The organism is Streptomyces sp. NPDC054786, assembly GCF_053611685.1.
Map to the genome: position 1 here is coordinate 74,043 of NZ_JBSHAW010000017.1, position 18,550 is coordinate 92,592.

General features: G+C 69.4%; 18 protein-coding genes. 7 read left to right on the plus strand and 11 right to left on the minus strand.

What is annotated here, in order from left to right:
* Nucleotides 1-1,111: 1,111 nt before the first annotated feature.
* Entirely contained in the window at nt 1,112-1,258 is a 147-nt protein-coding gene (locus ACWGI6_RS16360; RefSeq protein ID WP_453268127.1) for a hypothetical protein, read from the minus strand.
* A gap of 500 nt (nt 1,259-1,758) precedes the next feature.
* On the opposite strand from ACWGI6_RS16360, the gene ACWGI6_RS16365 reads away from it, so the two are divergent.
* The 5 genes from ACWGI6_RS16365 to ACWGI6_RS16385 all read left to right on the plus strand — a co-directional run bounded on the left by ACWGI6_RS16365 (nt 1,759) and on the right by ACWGI6_RS16385 (nt 5,511).
* Entirely contained in the window at nt 1,759-1,998 is a 240-nt protein-coding gene (locus ACWGI6_RS16365; protein ID WP_453268128.1) for a hypothetical protein, read from the plus strand.
* Between the two features lie 106 nt (nt 1,999-2,104).
* Nucleotides 2,105-2,377, plus strand: a complete 273-nt coding sequence (locus ACWGI6_RS16370) for a hypothetical protein (RefSeq protein ID WP_453268129.1) — start codon at nt 2,105-2,107, stop codon at nt 2,375-2,377.
* A 293-nt stretch (nt 2,378-2,670) separates the two neighbouring features.
* Nucleotides 2,671-3,093: a YjbQ family protein gene (locus ACWGI6_RS16375; protein WP_453268130.1), complete on the plus strand. Its 423-nt coding sequence runs from the start codon at nt 2,671-2,673 to the stop codon at nt 3,091-3,093.
* Nucleotides 3,094-3,378: 285 nt separating this feature from the next.
* Complete coding sequence (locus tag ACWGI6_RS16380; RefSeq protein ID WP_453268131.1) at nt 3,379-3,969, plus strand: DUF5994 family protein; 591 nt, start codon at nt 3,379-3,381, stop codon at nt 3,967-3,969.
* 1,203 nt (nt 3,970-5,172) lie between these two features.
* The gene (locus ACWGI6_RS16385; protein WP_453268132.1) at nt 5,173-5,511 is read left to right on the plus strand and encodes a MerR family transcriptional regulator; all 339 of its coding nucleotides are present in this window, start codon (nt 5,173-5,175) and stop codon (nt 5,509-5,511) included.
* Between the two features lie 276 nt (nt 5,512-5,787).
* Here the strand turns inward: ACWGI6_RS16385 and trhA are convergent, their stop codons facing one another.
* From trhA to ACWGI6_RS16415, 6 genes are all read right to left on the minus strand, one after another.
* Entirely contained in the window at nt 5,788-6,573 is a 786-nt protein-coding gene (trhA, locus tag ACWGI6_RS16390; protein ID WP_453268133.1) for a PAQR family membrane homeostasis protein TrhA, read from the minus strand.
* A 128-nt stretch (nt 6,574-6,701) separates the two neighbouring features.
* Complete coding sequence (locus tag ACWGI6_RS16395) at nt 6,702-7,010, minus strand: SCO5918 family protein (protein ID WP_453268134.1); 309 nt, start codon at nt 7,008-7,010, stop codon at nt 6,702-6,704.
* Between the two features lie 60 nt (nt 7,011-7,070).
* Nucleotides 7,071-7,460, minus strand: a complete 390-nt coding sequence (locus tag ACWGI6_RS16400) for a CBS domain-containing protein (protein WP_453268135.1) — start codon at nt 7,458-7,460, stop codon at nt 7,071-7,073.
* A gap of 61 nt (nt 7,461-7,521) precedes the next feature.
* Nucleotides 7,522-9,036: a DEAD/DEAH box helicase gene (locus tag ACWGI6_RS16405; RefSeq protein WP_453268136.1), complete on the minus strand. Its 1,515-nt coding sequence runs from the start codon at nt 9,034-9,036 to the stop codon at nt 7,522-7,524.
* Between the two features lie 344 nt (nt 9,037-9,380).
* Nucleotides 9,381-9,584, minus strand: a complete 204-nt coding sequence (locus ACWGI6_RS16410; RefSeq protein WP_006604711.1) for a cold-shock protein — start codon at nt 9,582-9,584, stop codon at nt 9,381-9,383.
* A 504-nt stretch (nt 9,585-10,088) separates the two neighbouring features.
* Nucleotides 10,089-10,565, minus strand: a complete 477-nt coding sequence (locus tag ACWGI6_RS16415) for a DUF6194 family protein (RefSeq protein WP_453268183.1) — start codon at nt 10,563-10,565, stop codon at nt 10,089-10,091.
* 47 nt (nt 10,566-10,612) lie between these two features.
* On the opposite strand from ACWGI6_RS16415, the gene ACWGI6_RS16420 reads away from it, so the two are divergent.
* Nucleotides 10,613-11,362, plus strand: a complete 750-nt coding sequence (locus ACWGI6_RS16420; RefSeq protein ID WP_453268137.1) for a MerR family transcriptional regulator — start codon at nt 10,613-10,615, stop codon at nt 11,360-11,362.
* 35 nt (nt 11,363-11,397) lie between these two features.
* Here the strand turns inward: ACWGI6_RS16420 and ACWGI6_RS16425 are convergent, their stop codons facing one another.
* Genes ACWGI6_RS16425 through ACWGI6_RS16435 form a run of 3 tightly spaced genes read right to left on the minus strand, consistent with a single transcriptional unit; the run spans nt 11,398 to nt 15,185 of the window.
* Nucleotides 11,398-13,626: a xanthine dehydrogenase family protein molybdopterin-binding subunit gene (locus tag ACWGI6_RS16425; protein ID WP_453268138.1), complete on the minus strand. Its 2,229-nt coding sequence runs from the start codon at nt 13,624-13,626 to the stop codon at nt 11,398-11,400.
* A gap of 9 nt (nt 13,627-13,635) precedes the next feature.
* The gene (locus ACWGI6_RS16430; RefSeq protein WP_453268139.1) at nt 13,636-14,619 is read right to left on the minus strand and encodes an FAD binding domain-containing protein; all 984 of its coding nucleotides are present in this window, start codon (nt 14,617-14,619) and stop codon (nt 13,636-13,638) included.
* Nucleotides 14,616-15,185, minus strand: coding sequence for a 2Fe-2S iron-sulfur cluster-binding protein (locus tag ACWGI6_RS16435; RefSeq protein ID WP_453268140.1), 570 nt, complete (start codon nt 15,183-15,185; stop codon nt 14,616-14,618). Before ACWGI6_RS16435 ends, ACWGI6_RS16430 begins: the two co-directional genes overlap by 4 nt.
* Before the next feature lie 672 nt (nt 15,186-15,857).
* On the opposite strand from ACWGI6_RS16435, the gene ACWGI6_RS16440 reads away from it, so the two are divergent.
* Nucleotides 15,858-17,252 (plus strand): transcriptional regulator, encoded by a 1,395-nt coding sequence (locus ACWGI6_RS16440; RefSeq protein WP_453268141.1) that lies wholly within the window; start codon nt 15,858-15,860, stop codon nt 17,250-17,252.
* A gap of 292 nt (nt 17,253-17,544) precedes the next feature.
* Here ACWGI6_RS16440 and ACWGI6_RS16445 read toward each other — a convergent pair whose 3' ends face one another.
* Nucleotides 17,545-18,069 (minus strand): ATP-binding protein, encoded by a 525-nt coding sequence (locus ACWGI6_RS16445; protein ID WP_453268142.1) that lies wholly within the window; start codon nt 18,067-18,069, stop codon nt 17,545-17,547.
* Nucleotides 18,070-18,550 lie beyond the last annotated feature (481 nt).

Here is an 18,550-nt window from a genome sequence, read left to right on the forward strand (position 1 = left end):
CCAGCAGCGGCTGGTGCCGGTGCGCCTGTTCTACGACTTCCTCATGGAACAGGGGCTGCGGGAGTCCCGTCAGCGCCCGCCCGGCGCTCGTCGTCTCCACCTGCCCCCCCCCCCCGGCACCGCGGGGACGATCCACGGCGATTGGTCTCGTTCATCGGAGCTCAAAGGACCGCGAGCAATTGCACGCCGACTGCCGGCTCTTCCACCAACTCCAGGCAGGCGATTGCCACTGTCGGAGCGCACCATTGACACCAACATCCGGGACCGAGCAGCGCCGATACGCAGCCGCTTACGCAACGTCTCCGCAGAGATAGGGCCGTTGATACGTCTCCCAGTGCCAAGCCTCCTCCCGGCGAGCACGTTCAAAAAGATCATCTTCCAGGACAGACACCTGACCGGACTGCCCAGAGTGTTCCCCAGTGGGCATGCCCGAGTCCGGAGCTTGTAGATCACTTGCTCCGGCACCGAGCGCGAAGCCACCCCAACCACTTCCGTCGAGGGTTGTTCAGCGATGGAAGCGTTCCGCACAGCCGACTCCCCTGCCCTCACGGCGCTGATGGCTTGCAACAAGCCGGGGGCCACCTCAGCCCACCCGATCAGCAGCACCGGCCCGACCGCGTCGAACGCAGCCTTGCCGACGGTGCCACCCAGGCGGGGACCCCAAGGCGCAACGCCAGCACCCACACGTTCCCGAACCCGAACAAGAACGTGAGTCCGACCACCGCGGCCATCATCACAGTAACCGCACGGAGCGTGGCCACCCGCTCGAACGCCGCCCCAGCATCACGAGCAGTAGTCGGCGAGTTCCGTGCGACCGCCATCACACAGCACCGTCCCGCGCAGTGGGCCGAAACCGCCCCTCGATAACGAGCCGCCCGGCAGGAAAGCGCTGGTCAGCCCTGCAACCTCCTGTAGGTAGTCCTGCCGGGGGCGCTCCGATAGACCCTCCCCTTGGGAGGGTCTTTTTGCTGGTCAGGGCACGTATGGCCACACACGCAGAACAGCCGGACCCTCCCCTGGTGACCATGGCGAGGGTCCGGCTGTGCCCGGCTGTCACCGGGTTTCTGCGGGTGGCTGTGTCGAATACGGGTCGAAGTTCTCGCGGGCCGCCTCAGTCCGCCGTCGGCAGGTCGCCCTCCGCCTCGATGCGCCGCTTGAGATCCGTGAGCTGTCCGGTGAGGCAGCGTGTGTAGGTGGCCGGGAGGACAGGAACGCTGTTGCCGCCCAGGCGGCGACCTGGGCGGGAAGAGGCTGCCATCGCTCCGCCGCCCCGGCTCGCCGCCGCCCTCAGTGCCGGCACGGCCGGGGCCGGCCGGTGCTGCCGAGGTCAGCGACCTGATCATCGCCGAGCCCAGGGGCGCTCTCACGGCCGCCCCCGGCATGGTCGTCCGTGCCGTAGGCGCGCGGTCCAACGCGGCGGTCGTTGTCAGCGTCGGCGGGGGCGTGCCCGAGCGGCGCACCGCCCGCCTCCACGAACGCCTGGTCTCGCATGGGGTCGGTGGACCGCCGCCCGGAGTACGGTGAACACGTCGGGACAGTTCAAGCGTTCCCCCTTACCGGAGTCGGAAGGCCGGCAGTGGGCCGGTCAGCCCGTCTCTCGCCCTTCGGCAACTCGCCACGGACGGCACGACAAGGGCGGTGGAACGTCAACTGTTCCATGACTGGCGGCGGTAGCTGTGAGCATTCACCGCGTGGGCACCTCATACGCCTGACAGAGAGGCCAGCATGAGACCTGTGGAACCGATGCCTTCGGCAGGGATGGCTGAGGTCCGTATCGTCGCCGCATCTCCCGAGGCCGCGCGCCGGGTCGCAGAAGCTCTCCGGCACTGCTTCCCCGCCACCGAACAGCGCAGCTACCCCGCCGGCCACGATGGCGGGACCCGGCTTCACGTCACGGTGGACACCACGCGTACCCCCGAGCCACATGCGACAGCCGCGCCGTGGCTGGCGACCAGCAAGTCAGCCGCGCGTGACCGCCCGCATGCGGACGAGGTCTGAGGAAGCCGGGCCTCAGACGCGCGGCTGCGACAGGGTCGGCCCCTCGACCGGGCATCGAGCGCTCCTCCGCCGCGATGAGCGCGACACAGTTCTAGAGGTAGCAGTCATGGCATCACTGACCGAGCGGAAGGCGTACCGCGAAAAGATCATGCAGGCTCTGTACGAGGCCACTGAAGGCAACCGTCTTCTGGGTGTCACCGGGGCCAAGCTTGCCCAAGATCTCGCGATCCCGACAGAGGATCTGGCTGCCGCCTGCACGTATCTGGTGGGCGAGGACCTGATCACGGTCGACTGGACCGCGGGCAATACGCCGGCCATGGTCACGCTGACGCACCAAGGCATCCGGCGCATGGAGGCCGAAGAAGAAAAGCACGGTTGACCCCATGCTCAGGCGGCGTCCGAATCCTTCGACTGCCACTTTTCGCTGCCCGGACCACGCGGCAGTCAGGTACTCCAGGTGCCGTTGGCCGAGGGTCTGCGCGGGGCGGCAAAGGATACGTGTGGGGCCGGGAGAGCGAGGAAGCCGCGGTCAGAGCTGACTTGCGGCACTCGGATGGGACGGCGCGATGGGCCTGTCCAGGCACGGGAGCACGTGCCCCTACGGGCTGAGGCCCGGAGGAACAACCCATCCGGCCGTTAGTGCCGTTCCTCTGCGATGGGTACCGGTGAACCATGGCTGGCACCTTCACCACCCGCACCCTCACCATTGCAACCGGCGCCACGGAGACCATGCACGACCTGACGAACGCATGCTCCGCGTTCCTCCGGGAGGCCGCTCATGGGCGAAACGGACTGCTGAACGTTTTCACCCCCCACGCGACGTCCGGCCTGGCCATCATCGAGACCGGCGCGGGCAGTGACAATGACCTGTTGGCAGCCCTCCGCGGCATTCTTCCCGCGGACGACCGCTGGGGGGATCGCCACGGTGGTCCAGGCCACGGCAGCGGCCACGTGCTCCCGGCTCTGGTACCACCACACGCCACGTTGCCCGTAGTCGATGGCGAGCTGGAGCTGGGGACCTCGCGGTCCGTCGTACTGGTGAACACCGACCGGGACGGCCCCGAGCGCCAGGTCCGGCTGTCCTTCCTCGGCTGACCGAACGACCCACGCGGTCCTGCGGCTGCCCCCGTTGGCAGCCGATGTCGCACGAGAGTGTCCGGCTGCCCGCACGGGAGGCGCTGCCTCTTCGCAATTCTCGAGCCGCCTGCTCCAGGTCTCCTGCGCCGTTCGCCCCGTCGCTCCGGATCAGCTCTGCGAGCCTTACCAGGAAGTAAGCTGGAACTACCGAGGGCAATTCGTACACCGGCCTCCATGCTCGTGTCGTTTTCGGCGATTCACGACACCGGGCCGGTGTGGTTGGTCCGGGGCAAGGTCCGCGTCATGACCACGACCATTCCGTATACGCCGGCGGTCGAAGACCGGACCTCTTCGCTGCCCCTGCGACTCATGCTGGCGCCGGCCGGCACCGCTCCAGCTCTGCTCGACGGTGCGTGGTGGCCCCGCTCCCGTGACCTCACGGCGGAGCTTCCCGCACTGACGGCCGTCCTCGACCCACTGTGGGGGCGGATCACCCACGTCACGGTGAACCCCACGTTCTGGCCGGTCATCCCACGGAAGGTGCCCGTCGACGGGCATGTGGTGGGTGTCGGCTGGTTCACGGCCGAGCAAGACCCCCACAAACTGCTGCTGCTCTCCTACAGCGTCGGCCGTTGGGACCTCCTGGTCATCCCCCCGGAGACCAGCCCGGCCACCGCTGCCCGGCTCATGACAGAGGCCGCCGATCCGCTGGGCACCCTCACCGCGAGTGCCCTGATGAACGATGCGGAGCAACGCCGGATCGCGGAGGAGATGGAGCTGTCCCTGGTCTCGGTCTGGGACTCCGAAGGCGGCCATGGAGCAAGCCTGCCGACCTCTCGTTCCCCCGCCCAAGCAGTCATTGCACAGGTACCAGATACGACGAGGGGTATCTGAGCTTCGTGTCAGTCATCGCGAGCGCGACGTCGATCCCGCGGCCCGCTCTGGAGGAAAGCCCCAGGCCAACAGCCTGGGGCTTATCTCTTCTCCGGATCTTTCCCCGCACGCCGTTCAGCCAGGTGCCCTGAAGGAGGCTGACACGCCGCCACTGACTCAATAAGCCTTTGGCCCGGTTGGCTTGGTCACGCCGTCCGAGTTGATCACGGTGGTTTCCGGAGCCCGTGCGCACAGTCGCATGAGGGGGTCTGCCCGTGGGTCCTTGCGCGGCCGGCGGCCGGCGAGCAGGGCATGAACTTGTGCTCCAGATCCTCACCGGGCGGGGGGCCGAAGAGGCCGGCTCGCCTTCCCCTCACCCTCATCCGGACCCGCGCACCGTGCTACCGGCGCCGGGCCACCGGAGTCGAACGCCAGGCCGCCCGGTGACTGACCCGTTGGAGACACCCGGTCCAGCGGCTGAAGGCGCAATGCGGCCAGCAAGAGGCCGACGCCGACACTCTCGGCAAGAGCGACGATCCGTCCGCAGGGACCAGCAGTGACGGCTGCTGCGCGAGCGAGACGGTCGATGCGGATCCGGCCCCGGGTGCGCCTGCGGAATGCCAGGCAGTGTGCCCGCCCCTCGGTTACCACACCCCGGCAACGCGCTTCCTGGTGCAGTTTCCATCCGACGTGGACGACAGAAGCTCGGCCATCACCTTCACAGAAAATCTGTCATGGCGGTGGTAGACATGCCGCCCCCCGGACGTTAGGCTCTTCGTCGTAGCCAAGAGATCGAAAGGCGCGGCAGAGGTCGAACTGCCGCGCATGCAGTGCCAGAAGAGGCACGGCAGTGGAGTCGCGGGGCCGAAAGGTATGCACGTGGGCCCCGCGACTGACTGCCGGGCCGGGCGGCCCCCGGGGTCGCGAGCAGAACCGCAGGATCCGCATGAGCAAGCAGGCCGGCAGAAGGAAGAGAAGGAGGCAGACGCCATCAGGATCGCCCGGGCGAGGAAGTGAGCCGCTCGGGTACCGCAGGCCCCGGATTGGAAGGTGGTCCCCGGTCACGCATCCGCGATCCCCGCACTTCCCGCCCTCTCCCGGGCGACGGTGCGGAAACAGAAAGCCGGCACCGCAGTAAGCCGGCAGATGGTGTTCAATCCCTCGGGGCCCTGGTGCGTGTTCGGCACCAGGGCCCCACGATGCATTCCCCGATCAGAGGTGCAAATGACCGCAGAAATCTCTCACGACCGTCTCAACGACGAGGACTACCCCGCCTACACCATGGGGCGAGCCGCCGAAATGCTCGGCACCACCCCCGCCTTCCTGCGGGCCCTCGGTGAGGCCAAGCTGATCACGCCGTTGCGTTCCGAGGGCGGCCACCGCCGCTACTCCCGCTACCAGCTGCGTATCGCCGCACGCGCCCGCGAACTCGTCGACCAGGGAACCCCCGTCGACGCCGCCTGCCGCATCGTCATCCTCGAAGACCAGCTCGACGAAGCTCAGCGCATCAACGAAGAACTGCGCACTTCATCCTCCGAGCCCCGCCTCAAGACCGACGTCTGAACTCCGTTCCACGCCCGCGCACGGCCGCCGCCCCGGGGACGTTCAGCGTCGGACAGGCCGGCGTCACAGCTGACCCACAGCAGCCACGCAGACGAGCTCCGTCGATATCGTCGCCGGAGCTCTTCGCCGTCAGCCTGACGCCAGCCGGGCTGAGCACCGCGGTCGAGATGTCCCCTGATCTCGCGGCAGCGTCCGAGGCTGCGCGCCTCTGATTCATCGGGGCGGGCCATCGGGACATGGGACTGACGAGGCCCACGAGCCAGCAGACCGCTGTGGTCAGCAGACGGCGAGGGAGATGGCGAGGTAGTGCGCGGTGAAGCCTGCCACAGTCAGGGCGTGGAAGACCTCGTGGAAGCCGAACCAGCGAGGTGAGGGGTCGGGGCGCTGGAGGGCGTAGACCACCGCGCCCACGCTGTAGAGGAGACCGCCGGTCACGACCAGGGTGAGTACGGCCGCTCCGCCGGTGTGCAGGAAGTCGGGCAGGTAGCGCACCGGTGCCCAGCCCAGGGCCAGGTAGCAGGGGGTGTACAGCCATCGGGGAGCTGCGACCCACAGGACGCGGAAGGCGATGCCGACCAGCGCCCCCGTCCACACGATCCACAGCAGGACGGGCCGCTGGTCCGAAGGGAGGAGGAGCACGGCCAGGGGGGTGCAGGTGCCGGCGATGATGAGGAAGATATTGGCGTGGTCGAGACGACGCAGAACGGCCTCGCCGAGCGGCCCCCAGGTGCCACGGTGGTAGAGGGCGCTCGTCCCGAACAGCAGCAGGGCGGTGACGGAGTACACGGTGCAGGCCAGGGCAGCCTGCGGGGTCCGGGCCAGGCGGATGAGGGCGACGCCCGCGATCAGCGCGGCGGGGACCGTCGCGGCGTGGAGCCAGCCACGAAGCTTCGGCTTGATCGGCTCCACCAGGTCGGCCGCCCGCTCCGCCAGAGCGGCAGCCGGGTGGGAGCCCTCGCCGGCACTGTCACGGTGCCCTCCGCGGGGTTGGCCGGTTGGAGCACGTTCCCCCCTCACCGGGGCGAGGGGCACACTTGCGGATTCGGCGGCGTCGCGGGACACAGCTTCCGTCCTCCTTCGGACCGTTGGGCCTCGCTGACCACCAGGTAGCCACGGCAGGAGTCACCCCGCAACAGCGTGTGGGGAGGTCAGTCTCTGACCGCCGGGCCTGCATTGCCACAGTGGTCCGGTCAGGCTCGGGCCGGGTGCCCCAGCAAGGCCGACGCCGTCTCCAGGGGTGTGAGACCGGTCGGTGGCACGAGCGCGGCAGCCGAGCGGCACACGAAGCCGAGACGGCTCAGAGCTCGGGTCACTTCGCCGGCGGAGAAGTCACGACGGTCCTGCCCGGTGATGATCTCCCCGACCTGTTTGACGGGGTACTGGCGGCGGCCGATGAGCACGGACTCACCCGTGACGGGTTCGGGTTTGATGCCCTTCATCGCATCCTGCACCTCGGTCTTGAGCAGGTTGAAGGGGAAGCGGGCGATGACGACGCGCATAGTGCCTCTACAAGGTCGAAGGGAAGCCGGAAACGGATCACCGGCCCGGGCGGAGAGGTGTCAACGGGTGAGGACGACGACGCCCAGGGCGTGCCCGTCCTCACCGATCACGGGTGAGGCCCGCAGCGCGCGTTGGCGCATGTCACGTTCCGCGTCGTGTACAGACGTCACGGGCGAAGTGAAGGGCCCCCGGTCGTAGACGATGTCCCGCAACCGGGTCTCCTCGGTGTACCAGGAGCCTTGGTGGTGGGCTGTCATCTGGGAACGGGTGATCAGGCCCGTACACCGCCCGTCCTCGTCACGGACGAGGAGATGGTCGGCACGGGCCCCGATGAGGACGGACAGGGCCAGGTCGACGATCATGTCGTCGCCGACCTGTGGCCCCGGCGACGTCATGACGTCGCCGGCTGCCCTGCCCGAGCAGTCCGCCTGGGCGTAGCTCTGGAGCATCAACGAAAGCCTCCGTGACGAAGGTGACCCGACGAGCTGGGCGTGATCGTCCGGGACCGGCCTAGGCGGCCCGGGCCGAGGAGGTCTGCCGCGCGGCCGGTGCCGCGGTTCGGGCTGATCCGGCGGCACGGCGGGCCTGGGCGGGGCGGCTGCGGCGGCCGCGCGTGGAGGAGCCGCTGCGCTTGGCGCGTTCGACGACCGGTGCGGCGATGGTGACCGGGATGCCGGAGGGTGCCTGGGCGCCGGTGATGCGGCTCAGTTCGGCCTCGCCGGAGCGGACCTGGGTGGACTGCGGGGTGATGCCCGCGTCCGCCATCAGGCGATTCATGGTGCGGCGCTGGTTGGGCAGGACGAGGGTGACGACGCTGCCGGACTCGCCGGCGCGGGCGGTGCGTCCGCCGCGGTGCAGATAGTCCTTGTGGTCGCTCGGCGGGTCGACGTTGACGACGAGGTCGAGGTTGTCGACGTGGATGCCGCGGGCCGCGACGTTGGTGGCCACCAGGACGGTGACATGTCCGGTCTTGAACTGGGCCAGGGTGCGCGTGCGTTGGGGCTGGGACTTGCCGCCGTGCAGTGCGGCGGCGCGCACGCCGCTGTTCAGCAGGTGTTCGGTGAGGTTGTCGACGGCGTGCTTGGTGTCCAGGAACATGATCGACCTGCCGTCGCGGGCCGCGATCTCGGTGGTGGTGGCGTGCTTGTCGGCACCGTGGACGTGCAGCACGTGGTGCTCCATCGTGGTGACCGCGCCCGCCGAGGGATCGACGGAGTGGACCACCGGGTCGGTGAGGTAGCGCCGGACCAGAAGGTCCACGTTGCGGTCCAGGGTGGCCGAGAAGAGCATCCGCTGCCCCTCGGGGCGGACCTGGTCGAGCAGGGCGGTGACCTGGGGCATGAAGCCCATGTCGGCCATCTGGTCGGCCTCGTCCAGCACGGTGATGGCGACCTGGTTCAGCCGGCAGTCACCGCGCTCGATGAGGTCCTTGAGCCGTCCCGGCGTGGCGACGACCACTTCGACGCCGCCGCGCAGTGCGCCGGCCTGCCGGCCGATCGACATCCCGCCGACGACGGTGGCCAGCCGCAGCTTCAGCGACCGGGCGTAGGGGGTGAGTGCGTCGGTGACCTGCTGGGCCAGCTCCCGGGTGGGGACCAGGACCAGGGCCAGCGGCTGGCGGGGCTCGGCGCGCTGTCCGGCGGTGCGGGCCAGCAGGGCCAGACCGAAGGCCAGCGTCTTGCCCGATCCGGTGCGTCCGCGGCCGAGAACATCGCGTCCGGCCAGCGAGTTCGGCAGCGTGGCGGCCTGGATGGGGAACGGGGCGGACATGCCTTCCGCGCCGAGGGCCGCCAACAGCGCCGGCGGCATGTCCAGCTCGGCGAAAGTCTCCGCCGGGGGCAGGGCGGGAGTGTGGGTGACGGGCAGGGCGAACTCTCCCTGCAGTGTCGTGGGACGCCGTCCGGGGCCGCCGGAACGGCCCGTGCCCGAGCGGTTCGGCCCACCGGAGCGGTAGCCACCGCGGCCTGAGCCTGACGAGCTGGCCGAGCGGGAGTAGCGGTCATTCGTGCGAACTGTGCGGTTCATGGAGAACCTTCCTCGATGCGGTACGTCGAGGAATTCCCGGTGGCAATAAGCCGCACACAAGAATCGCCAGAACGAACCGATGAAATGAGATGAAACGAAGCGGGGCGTAATATGTCGCCCCTGCACGCCGAAGCGGGACCGGCAACGCCGCAAAGAAGAGCGAAGCAGTTGCCGGATCATGAATCCGGGCGGATTGCCCGTCGCGGGACAGCGGTCGGGAAATCGAACTCGCTGCCCGCCCGCCGCCTGTGCGGCCGTTGCGGGGCACACGGGAAACACCGAAAAGCAACGAGCTGGGGCCCGCACCCAAGGTGCGGGCCCCAGCTACGGTGTACGCGTCAGCGTCAGGCGGGAACGATGTTCTCGGCCTGCGGGCCCTTCTGGCCCTGGGTGACGTCGAAGTTCACCTTCTGGCCCTCCTGCAGCTCGCGAAAGCCCTGGGCAGCAATGTTCGAGTAGTGGGCGAAGACGTCGGCGCCGCCACCCTCCTGCTCGATGAAGCCGAAACCCTTTTCCGCGTTGAACCACTTCACGGTGCCAGTAGCCATGTCATATCTCCTTCGGGGCAGTGCTCGGAGCCCACACCATGCGGGCTCCGTGTCGCTGCGTTGATTGCCCGTCCGGAAATAAACACCGGAAATACGAAAGCGCTCCGCCATGTACGACAGCGAGCACGCTTGAAGTCTTGGGAACCACAACTGCAACTGAGATCGACGGTAGCACGGCACTGGCGGCCATGCGCGGCACATGATCCCGACGCTTTCGAGAGGGTAAGAAGCCCTTACCGCACCAGTGGCCATTTCTGCAGTTGCGGCAGGAGATATTCAGCATCGGCGCTCGCCCCTATTCGACTGGAAATGCTCGACCTCCTCGACCACGCCCGGCCTCCGCGGGCACGGGCCGGACACCATCCGTGCCTGGCCGAACCGCACCGTCGCGGCGCGGCACGGCCTGTACCGGGCCACCGAATCAGCCTCACGCGCCCGCGCCGGAAGCCTGCCGCGCCACCGCAGCCGGTCACCGCCGCGTCGTCGCAGCCGAGGACCTGACGGTCAAGGCCGAGGGCTCCGTATGCCTTCGTGTCGCCGCGCGAACCTGGCACCGGCCGCGTCATGGGCGCCGCGGAGAAGGTGCACGACCGTGTCCGTCGTCCTCTCGCCGGGATTGACGACCGCGATCCAGCCGAGGGCCCCGTATACCGGGTGCGGCATCACGCTGTCGGCGGCTGCGTAGTCGCGAGCCCGGGTGAGGTTGCGGGGCTCTTCGCCGGTGAGCTCCCGGAACGTCGTACGGGCGACGTGGATGTTCACCCGCCAACGGCCCGGCGCGGAAAGGCCGGAAGCGTCGTCGTCGGGATAGTTCTTGGTGACGATCGTTCCGTACGGTGGGACGTTCTGCGGCATCTGCCTGTCGGGGGCGTAGTAGAAGAAGGCGTCACCCCAGGTGAGCTCGGGGAAGTCGCCGCCCGGCGCCGGGGCGACCACGAGGGCGCCGGCGAAGCCCCGCACGGCCGCGAGGATCTGTTCCATACTCATGGTTCAAGCATCACCTTCAAGTGCTTATGTGGGGTTGGCCGATGGGCGAGCTGGGGAGCGGTCCGCAGCGGATACCGCTCCGGACCGTCGATGTCGCGAGAGCGTCGGGATACTCGGTGCAACAGGTTCGCGACCTGGAGCGGCTGGGGGTTCTCCCGCCAGCCGCTCGATCGGACAACGGCTACCGCTCCTACACACCGCTTCATGTGCACGCGCTACGGGCCTATCGAGGGCTCGCGGGCGCCGTGGGGCCCGTCGTGGCCCGGCAGCTGCTCGCGCAGCTGCGCACCGGGACGACCGCGGAGGCGGCCTCGGCGGTCAACGCGGTCCATGTGCGGCTCGCCCGGGAACGCGAGGAGGCTCTGCGCGCGCAGCGAGCGCTGCGCGCGACCCGGGCCGAAGCCCACACGACCGAGTTCGAGCAGGAGAGTGACGCGATGACGATCACGGAGCTCGCCGGAGCGCTCGGCGTACGTCCCTCGACCCTGCGGTTCTGGGAGCAGGAAGGGCTTGTCATGCCCGAGCGGGTGACCTCACTGCGAGCCCGCCGCTACGGTCTGCCGGCTATCAGAGAGGCCCGCATCGTCGTGGCTCTCCGCGGCGCCGGCTACGGGATTCCCGCAGTGCGCGAGATCCTGGGCTCCCTGCACCGGCTCGACGGCGTGGGAGAGGCCCAGCGCATCCTGCGGCAACGCCTGGAGGGGATCGCCACACGAAGCGTGGCGCTGCTCCGGGCGGGCGCGGACCTGGCCGCCGTCATCGAGTCGGCCCCGGAACCGACGGCCACCTGAGGCCTCCCTTTCGGCGCCCTTGCCCCTCCGCCCGGTCACACGGACATCGGCGGCAGAGCGGGCAACACCTTCTCGAGCGTGATGGGGAAGTCGCGCACGCGCAGCCCGGTGGCGTTGAACACCGCGTTCGCGACCGCCGCACCGGACCCGCAGATACCCAGCTCACCGACGCCCTTCGCGCCGAGGGGGTTCGCCTTGTCGTCGTACCCGTCGAGGACGACGACGTCGACGTCGGGGATGTCGGCATGGACCGGAACCAGGTATTGCGCGAGATCCCGGTTGACGAAGGCGCCGGATCGCGGGTCGACCACGGCCTCTTCCTCGAGGGCCGCGCCGGCCCCCCAGATCATGCCGCCCATCAGCTGCGAACGGGCCGTCTTCGCGTTGAGCACGCGCCCCACGGAGAACACGCCCAGCATCCTCCGCAGACGGATCTCGGCGGTGTCCGCGTCGACCCCCACTTCGGCGAAGTGGGCCCCGTAGGTGTGGATCGAGTAGTCCGCGTAGTTCGGATCATCGCCCATGAAGCGGGTCTCGCCCTCCGCCGCCATCCCTTCGGGACGGTGGCGTGCGACGATCTCGCTCAGCGCCTCGGACGCGCCACCGATGCGCACCGTGCCGTCGCGGAACACGGCGTCTGCCGGGTCCAGTCCGTGCAACGGGGAGCGCGCGTCGTCGCGCGCCGCGACCAGCAGCTCCTCGCGCAGGGCCGCACACGCTCGATGCGCCGCGGTGCCCGAGTTGGCGGCGCCCCACGAGCCCCCGGACCCCCAGCTGGAGGGAAACCCGGAACGCCCGAGCTCGATCCGGACCCGGTCGGGCGGCAGTCCGAGTCCGTCGGCCGCGACCTGCGTGAGGATGGTGTACGTGCCGGTGCCGATGTCGGTCATGTCCGTCTGGACGACGGCGGTGCCGTCCGCCGCCAACCGCACCCGCACCGTTGTCGGCCCTTGGAAATGCCCGCGGATGGCGGCGGCCATGCCGTAGCCGACCAGCCGGCGTCCCTCGCGCACACTCGCCGGGGCGGCGGGACGGCCCTCCCAGCCGAACCGGCGCGCGCCTTCGCGCAGGCAGTCGACCAGGTGCCGGTCGCTGTACGGCACGTCCCGCTCGGGATCGACGGTGGGCTCGTTGCGGATCCGCAGCTCAACCGGGTCCATCCCGAGCGCATCGGCCAGCTCGTCCATCGCCGACTCCACCGCCAGCATGCCCGGCGCCTCGCCCGGCGCGCGGACGTCCGACCCGCGCGGCAGATCGAGCGGCGCCAGCCGGTGGCTCGTCAACCGGTGGGGCGCGGCGTAGAGGCTGCGGGTCGTGGCGGCGGTCTGCTCGGTGAACTCCATGTCGGGGTTGGTGTGCATGGTGACGTCATGGGCGATCGCCGCCAGCCGTCCGTCGCGCCCCGCTCCCAGCCGCACCCGCTGGCTCGAGGTGGGGCGCACGCCGACGAGCTGGAAGACCTGCTGCCGGGTCAGCGCGACCTTGACCGGTTGGCGCAACGTGCGGGCGGCGAGCGCCGCGAGGATCGTCTCGGCGTGGATGCCCAGCTTGGAGCCGAATCCCCCGCCGACGAAGGGGGTGACGATGTGAATCCGCTCCGGGTCGATCCGCAGCGTGGCGGCGACCGAGGCCCGCGCCGCATCGACGATCTGGCAGCTGACGTAGACGACCAGGTCCTCGCCACGCGGTGCCACCAGGCAGGCATGCGGTTCCATCGGCATCGAGAGCTCGTACGGCGTCGTGTAGCGCTGATCGACCCGCACGGAAGCGGTGCGGAATCCGGCGTCGAAATCGCCCACCGCGGTGTCGGTGGCCAGTCCGGCATTGGTCTCTTTCGGGGCGTACGCCTCGCCTTCGTGCGCGGCGAAGTCGAACCGTCCGCGCCCGGCGGCGTACTCCACGTCCACGAGTTCGGCCGCCGCTCGGGCCTGCTCGAAGGTCGCGGCGACGACGAGTGCCACCGGCTCGCCGTAATGGTGAACGTCCGGGCTGGTCAGCGCCGGCTGGGCGCGCCAGTACTCGATCGGGACGGACTCCACACGCGGGCCCTGCACCGGGGCATTGTGATGGGTCATCACCATGCGTACGCCGGGAGCACTTTCGGCACTCTCGGTGTCGATCCGGGTGATGCGGCCCTTGCCGATGGTCGCGCCGACGACGACCCCGTAGAGCGGTTGGCCGGCTTCCCAGTTCTCGTAGGCGTAGGTGGCTCGGCCGGTGACCTTCAACGGGCCGTCCACGCGGTTCAATGCTTGCCCGATCATCTCGGCTCCTCAGCTCGACCGGGCCGCTTGCGCCAGCGTGCGGCACAGCGTGCGCTTGGCCAGCTCGATCTTGAAGTCGTTGTCCCCCTGCCCCACGGCGTCGCGCAGCGCGGCCTCGGCGGCGGTGCGATACGTGGCCATCGTGGCGGGACGGCCGGTCAACGCGGCCTCCGCTTCGACGGACCGCCACGGCTTGTGCGCCACACCGCCGAACGCCACCCGCGCCGCACTGATCGTGCCCTGGTCGGCCGAGACGACAGCCGCCACGGAGACCAGCGCGAACTCGTAGGACGCCCGGTCGCGCACCTTGCGGTAGAGCTGCCGGCCCGGCGGCGGCGGGGGCAGGATCACGCCCGTGATCATCTCGCCGGGCCGCAGCACGGTCTCGATGTGCGGCGTGTCGCCGGGCAGCCGGTAGAAGTCCGTGATGACGACGCGGCGTACCGACCCATCGGCGTCGAGCAGCTCGATCTCCGCGTCCAGCACGGTCATCGCGACGGCCATGTCCGAGGGGTGGGTGGCGATGCAGGAGTCGCTGGCGCCGAGAATCGCGTGGATCCGGTTGAACCCGCCGATCGCCGCGCATCCGGATCCGGGCTGCCGCTTGTTGCAGCCCGCGGCCGTGTCGTAGAAGTAGGGGCAGCGCGTGCGCTGCACCAGATTTCCCCCGGTGGACGCCTTGTTGCGCAACTGGCCGGAGGCGCCGGCCAGCAGCGCCTCCGACAGCACCGGATAGCGCGTACGCACGCAGGCGTCGGCAGCCACATCGGAGTTCGCCGCCTGGGCGCCGATGCGCAGTCCGCCGTCCGTGAGTTCGTCGATGTCCCGCAACGGAAGCCGGCTGATGTCGACCAGATGGCTGGGCTGCTCGATGTCGAGCTTCATCAGGTCGAGCAGATTGGTGCCACCGCTGATGAACTTCGCGCCGCTTGTGGACACCGCGGCGACGGCGGCCTGTGCGTCCGTCGCCCGCTCGTAGGTGAAGGACCTCATTCCGGGCCTCCGTCCGCGATGCCGCGAAGGGCGGCGACGATGTTCGGATAGGCCGCGCACCGGCAGATGTTGCCGCTCATCCGCTCGCGGATCTCCTCATCGGTCAGCACGACCCGCGGCGAGGCCACGTCAGCGGTGGCGTGGCTGGGCCAGCCCGCCGCCACCTCGGCGAGCATGCCGACCGCCGAACAGATCTGGCCGGGAGTGCAGTAGCCGCACTGGAAGCCGTCCTGCTCGACAAAGGCGAGTTGAACGGGGTGCAGGTCATCGGGTGCGCCCAGGCCTTCGATCGTCACGATCTCGTCGTCCTCGTGCATCACGGCGAGCGTCAGACAGGAGTTGACGCGCCGGCCGTTGATCAGCACCGTGCAGGCGCCGCACTGCCCGTGATCACACCCCTTCTTGGTCCCGCTCAGGCGCAGATGCTCGCGCAGCGCGTCGAGCAGCGAGGTCCGCGGATCCACCTCGAGCCGCCGCACCTGATCGTTGACGCTCAGCGTGATCGCCAACGGCCGGGCCGTCCCGCCCTGACTCCGCCCCGCGGTACCCGTATCTGAATCGCTCATCACAGCCCGCTTTCCTCGCTAGGTGCGGGTGCCACTCCGGACATGCGTCGCCAGGGACGGTCCTACGCCCCCGCGCCCCGTCGCCACTGCCGGGCACGCTTCGCCCTCCCCCAGCGTCTCGCACATACCTGGACGTCGCAGCGCGAGTGCTTCTTCGGTGCCCGGGGCGAAGTCGTGGAGCACGCCGTTGACCGGGGCTACCGGCCGATGCCCTTGGCGGCGGGCCCTGTGACCTGCCGCGACGGGCGGTCGCACCGCTCTGACCGGTGGGAACGGCCTGTCGGGCCGCTCACGGAGACCTGTCGGGCGGGTCCGGGCCGGCGCTCGCCTGCCATGGGCCGGGGCCACGAGCAGAGGCCGCTCCCCCGTCCCTCGGAGCGCAGCGCGCGCCGGCACCCGCACGTCGTCCGACCGGCGCCCGGGAGTACGGGTTGTGCGCGGTGTGGGGCGGTGGCGCTGAAGGGGGCCGCAGGGGCGCACATGGCAGCCGGGCGCAAGTGGGGGACGTCCGGAGCCCCCGGGTGCACCTTTACTACTCGGCGCAACGCCCTGGCGGCTACTTGACTTTGGTCATCGCGGTTCAGTCCCGCTTGTTGGGTAATGACTGTTCCATCCCGTTCTCTCTGGATATGCCAACGTGAAGCGTTGGCGGCATGTGCTTGGAGGCGAACCATGGCCGCCCGACCACTCGTCGCGCGTCAGACCAACCAGCGACTGCGGTCTCTCATTCAGGAAGCCTCGCTGTCCAACTCCGCTCTGGCCCGCCAGGTGAACGTCCTGGGAGAGACACAGGGCCTGGATCTGCGGTACGACAAGACTTCCGTGAGCCGGTGGCTGAGCGGTCAGCGGCCCCGCGGCCGGGTTCCCGCCATCATCGCCGAGGCGCTGAGCGGCAAGCTGGGCCGCACGGTCTCGACGGAGGAGATCGGTATGGCCAACGGCAACAGCGTGACCTGCGGGGTCGGGCTCCACTTCGCGGCAACCGTGGAGGGGGCACTGGAGCAGGTCCGTGAACTATGGCACATGGACGCCGAATCCCGGGGGCTTTTATCCCGTTCTGCCATGACCGCCTCGGCGTTGGTGGAGCCCAGCAGGGACTGGCTGATCAGCTCCCCGGACCCGCAGGTGGCGCGCAGCTGGCGGCTGGGGCCGCGGGTGGGGATGACCGATGTGGAGCTGATCCGGGCGACCACCCAGGCGCTGGCCGAGCTCGACCACAGGGTGGGCAGCGGGTACGTCCGGCCGGTGGTGGTCTCCTGCCTCAGCAGTGTGCTGTCCGGCTTGATGGACGGGAGCTACGGCGAGACCACGGGGCGGCAACTGTATGCCGCGGCGGCCCGGTTGACGGAGTTCGCCGGGTACACGGCCCTGGACACCGGGCAGCCGGGCCTGGCGCAGCGGTATTACATCCAGGCGCTGCGGCTCGCGCAGGCCGCTGACGACCGTTGTTTCGGCGGTTATGTGCTGGCGGCCGGTCTGAGCCATCTCGCCGTGGGGGCCGGCTGTGCCAGGGAAGCGGTGCAGCTCGCACGGGCCGCCCAGGAGGGCACCCGGGGGCGGGCCCCGCTGGCCGCTCAGGCCATGTTCTACGCGACCGAGGCCCGCGGCTACGCCATGCTCGGGGACGCGCGGATGTGCAAAATACTGGCGGACAAGGCCACGGAAGCCATGACGCATGTCGTTCCTGGGGACAGTCCCGAGTGGATCACGCATTTCGACCGGGCCTATCTGGCGGACGAGTTGGCCCACTGTTACCGGGATCTGAAGCAGCCGCGTCCGGCCGCCCGCCGGGCCGAGGAAGCGCTCGCCCGGCATCCGCGGACCCGGGTGCGCCGCCGCGCCATCGATCTGCTGCTGCTCGCCACCGCGTTGGTGCAGGCCGGTGACGTCGAGGAGGCATGCCGGGCGGCCGTGCAGGCGGTGGCGTTGCTCAGCCGGCTGAAGTCGGCGCTCGGGGAGCGGTACCTGCAGAACTTCAGGGATGAGCTGAGGCCGTACGGTGACGCGCAGCCGGTGCGCGAATTCGACGCGCTGGTCCAGGAGAGCGGTGTGCGGGTGCCCCGGTGACGCGCGTGCTGCGAAGGGCGGACGGCGGGCGTACTGCCCGTCGTACGGGTGCCGACGGCCGGGCGGCTCGTTCCGTCCCGCGGGGAGGTGGTGCGGAGCCGGTGCCTGCCTGACCGTCGGCGGTAGGGAGCAGCCCCGGAGGGCTGCGGTGCAGCGGCGGATGCGTACCGGTCGCCGGGGGCGATCCGTCCGGCCGCTTGGGGTGAGGTGTGGTGCGGTGCACGCAGGCTTCCGGTCCTTCCGGACGGTGCGTGCGGGTGGTGTCCGGCCGTCGGGGCCGGTTCGGGGGTGTCTAGGGCGCCATGCCGTGCCGTACGCCGGCCGTCAGCGGTATCGCCGCCCACACGGTGCAGCTGTTGTCGGGTTCGGTCCTGCGGCCCCATCGCGACGAGGACTTGGCGACCAGTTCCAGGCCGCGGCCGTGCTCCTGGGCCTGGCCGGGGCGGCGCATCAGCGGCACCGACGGTGTCCCCCCGCGGTCGTGCACCTCGATGTGCAGCAGGTTCTCCGACCTCCATATCCGGCAGGTGATGCGTCTGCTGGCGGAATACTGAATGGCATTGGTGAAGAGTTCCGACAGGACGAGCAACGCCGGATAGCGTGTGTCCTCGTCATGGATTCCTTGTCCGTCGAGCCAGGCGCGGGCCAGGTTCCGGCAGACCGGCACCGCCCGCTTCACCGCCGGCAGACGAAATACCACGCACTGCGCGGAGCGCCAGCAGTCGGCGGGAATCAAGGCGCTCCTTTTCTGGGGCCAGCTCGCGATATGCCGGGCGGTCACCATGACTTCGGCCGAATGCGTTGTGGTGGGTAACATGACTACCCCTTTCGTACGTGCCTCATGGACCTCGATGCCGCTTTCGCCTCATGAAGCACGGCCAGCGCCATCGCTCGATCTGTCCTGGCGACGGGCTTCGCAGTGCGCCGCGCCGCCTCCGGTGCGTACCGGGCCGCTTTGTGACCTCGCTTTCCCGATAATTCAAGCAGTTCGAGCTTCTGCTCGGGAAGGCGCACGGTGCAGCGTCGGGAGCGGGCGGGGGATATTGCGACGCGAAATATTATCACCATAAGAAAACGGTTGTGCATTACCGGCAGTAATTGACGGAAATGGGTGAGGAGGTGCCAGAGTTAAGGCGGCAAGAACTTACCAGAAATGACGGCGGTTCGGAATTGCGGCATCCGTTTGCGCGATATTGCGGGATGGCTGAGGAAGAGAAGGAGCGGTGAGGGGCGTGCTTTCCCGGGTGTTCTTGTGCGGCCCGGTGCACAGGAGGCCGAGGGGGAAACGGACAGGCTGA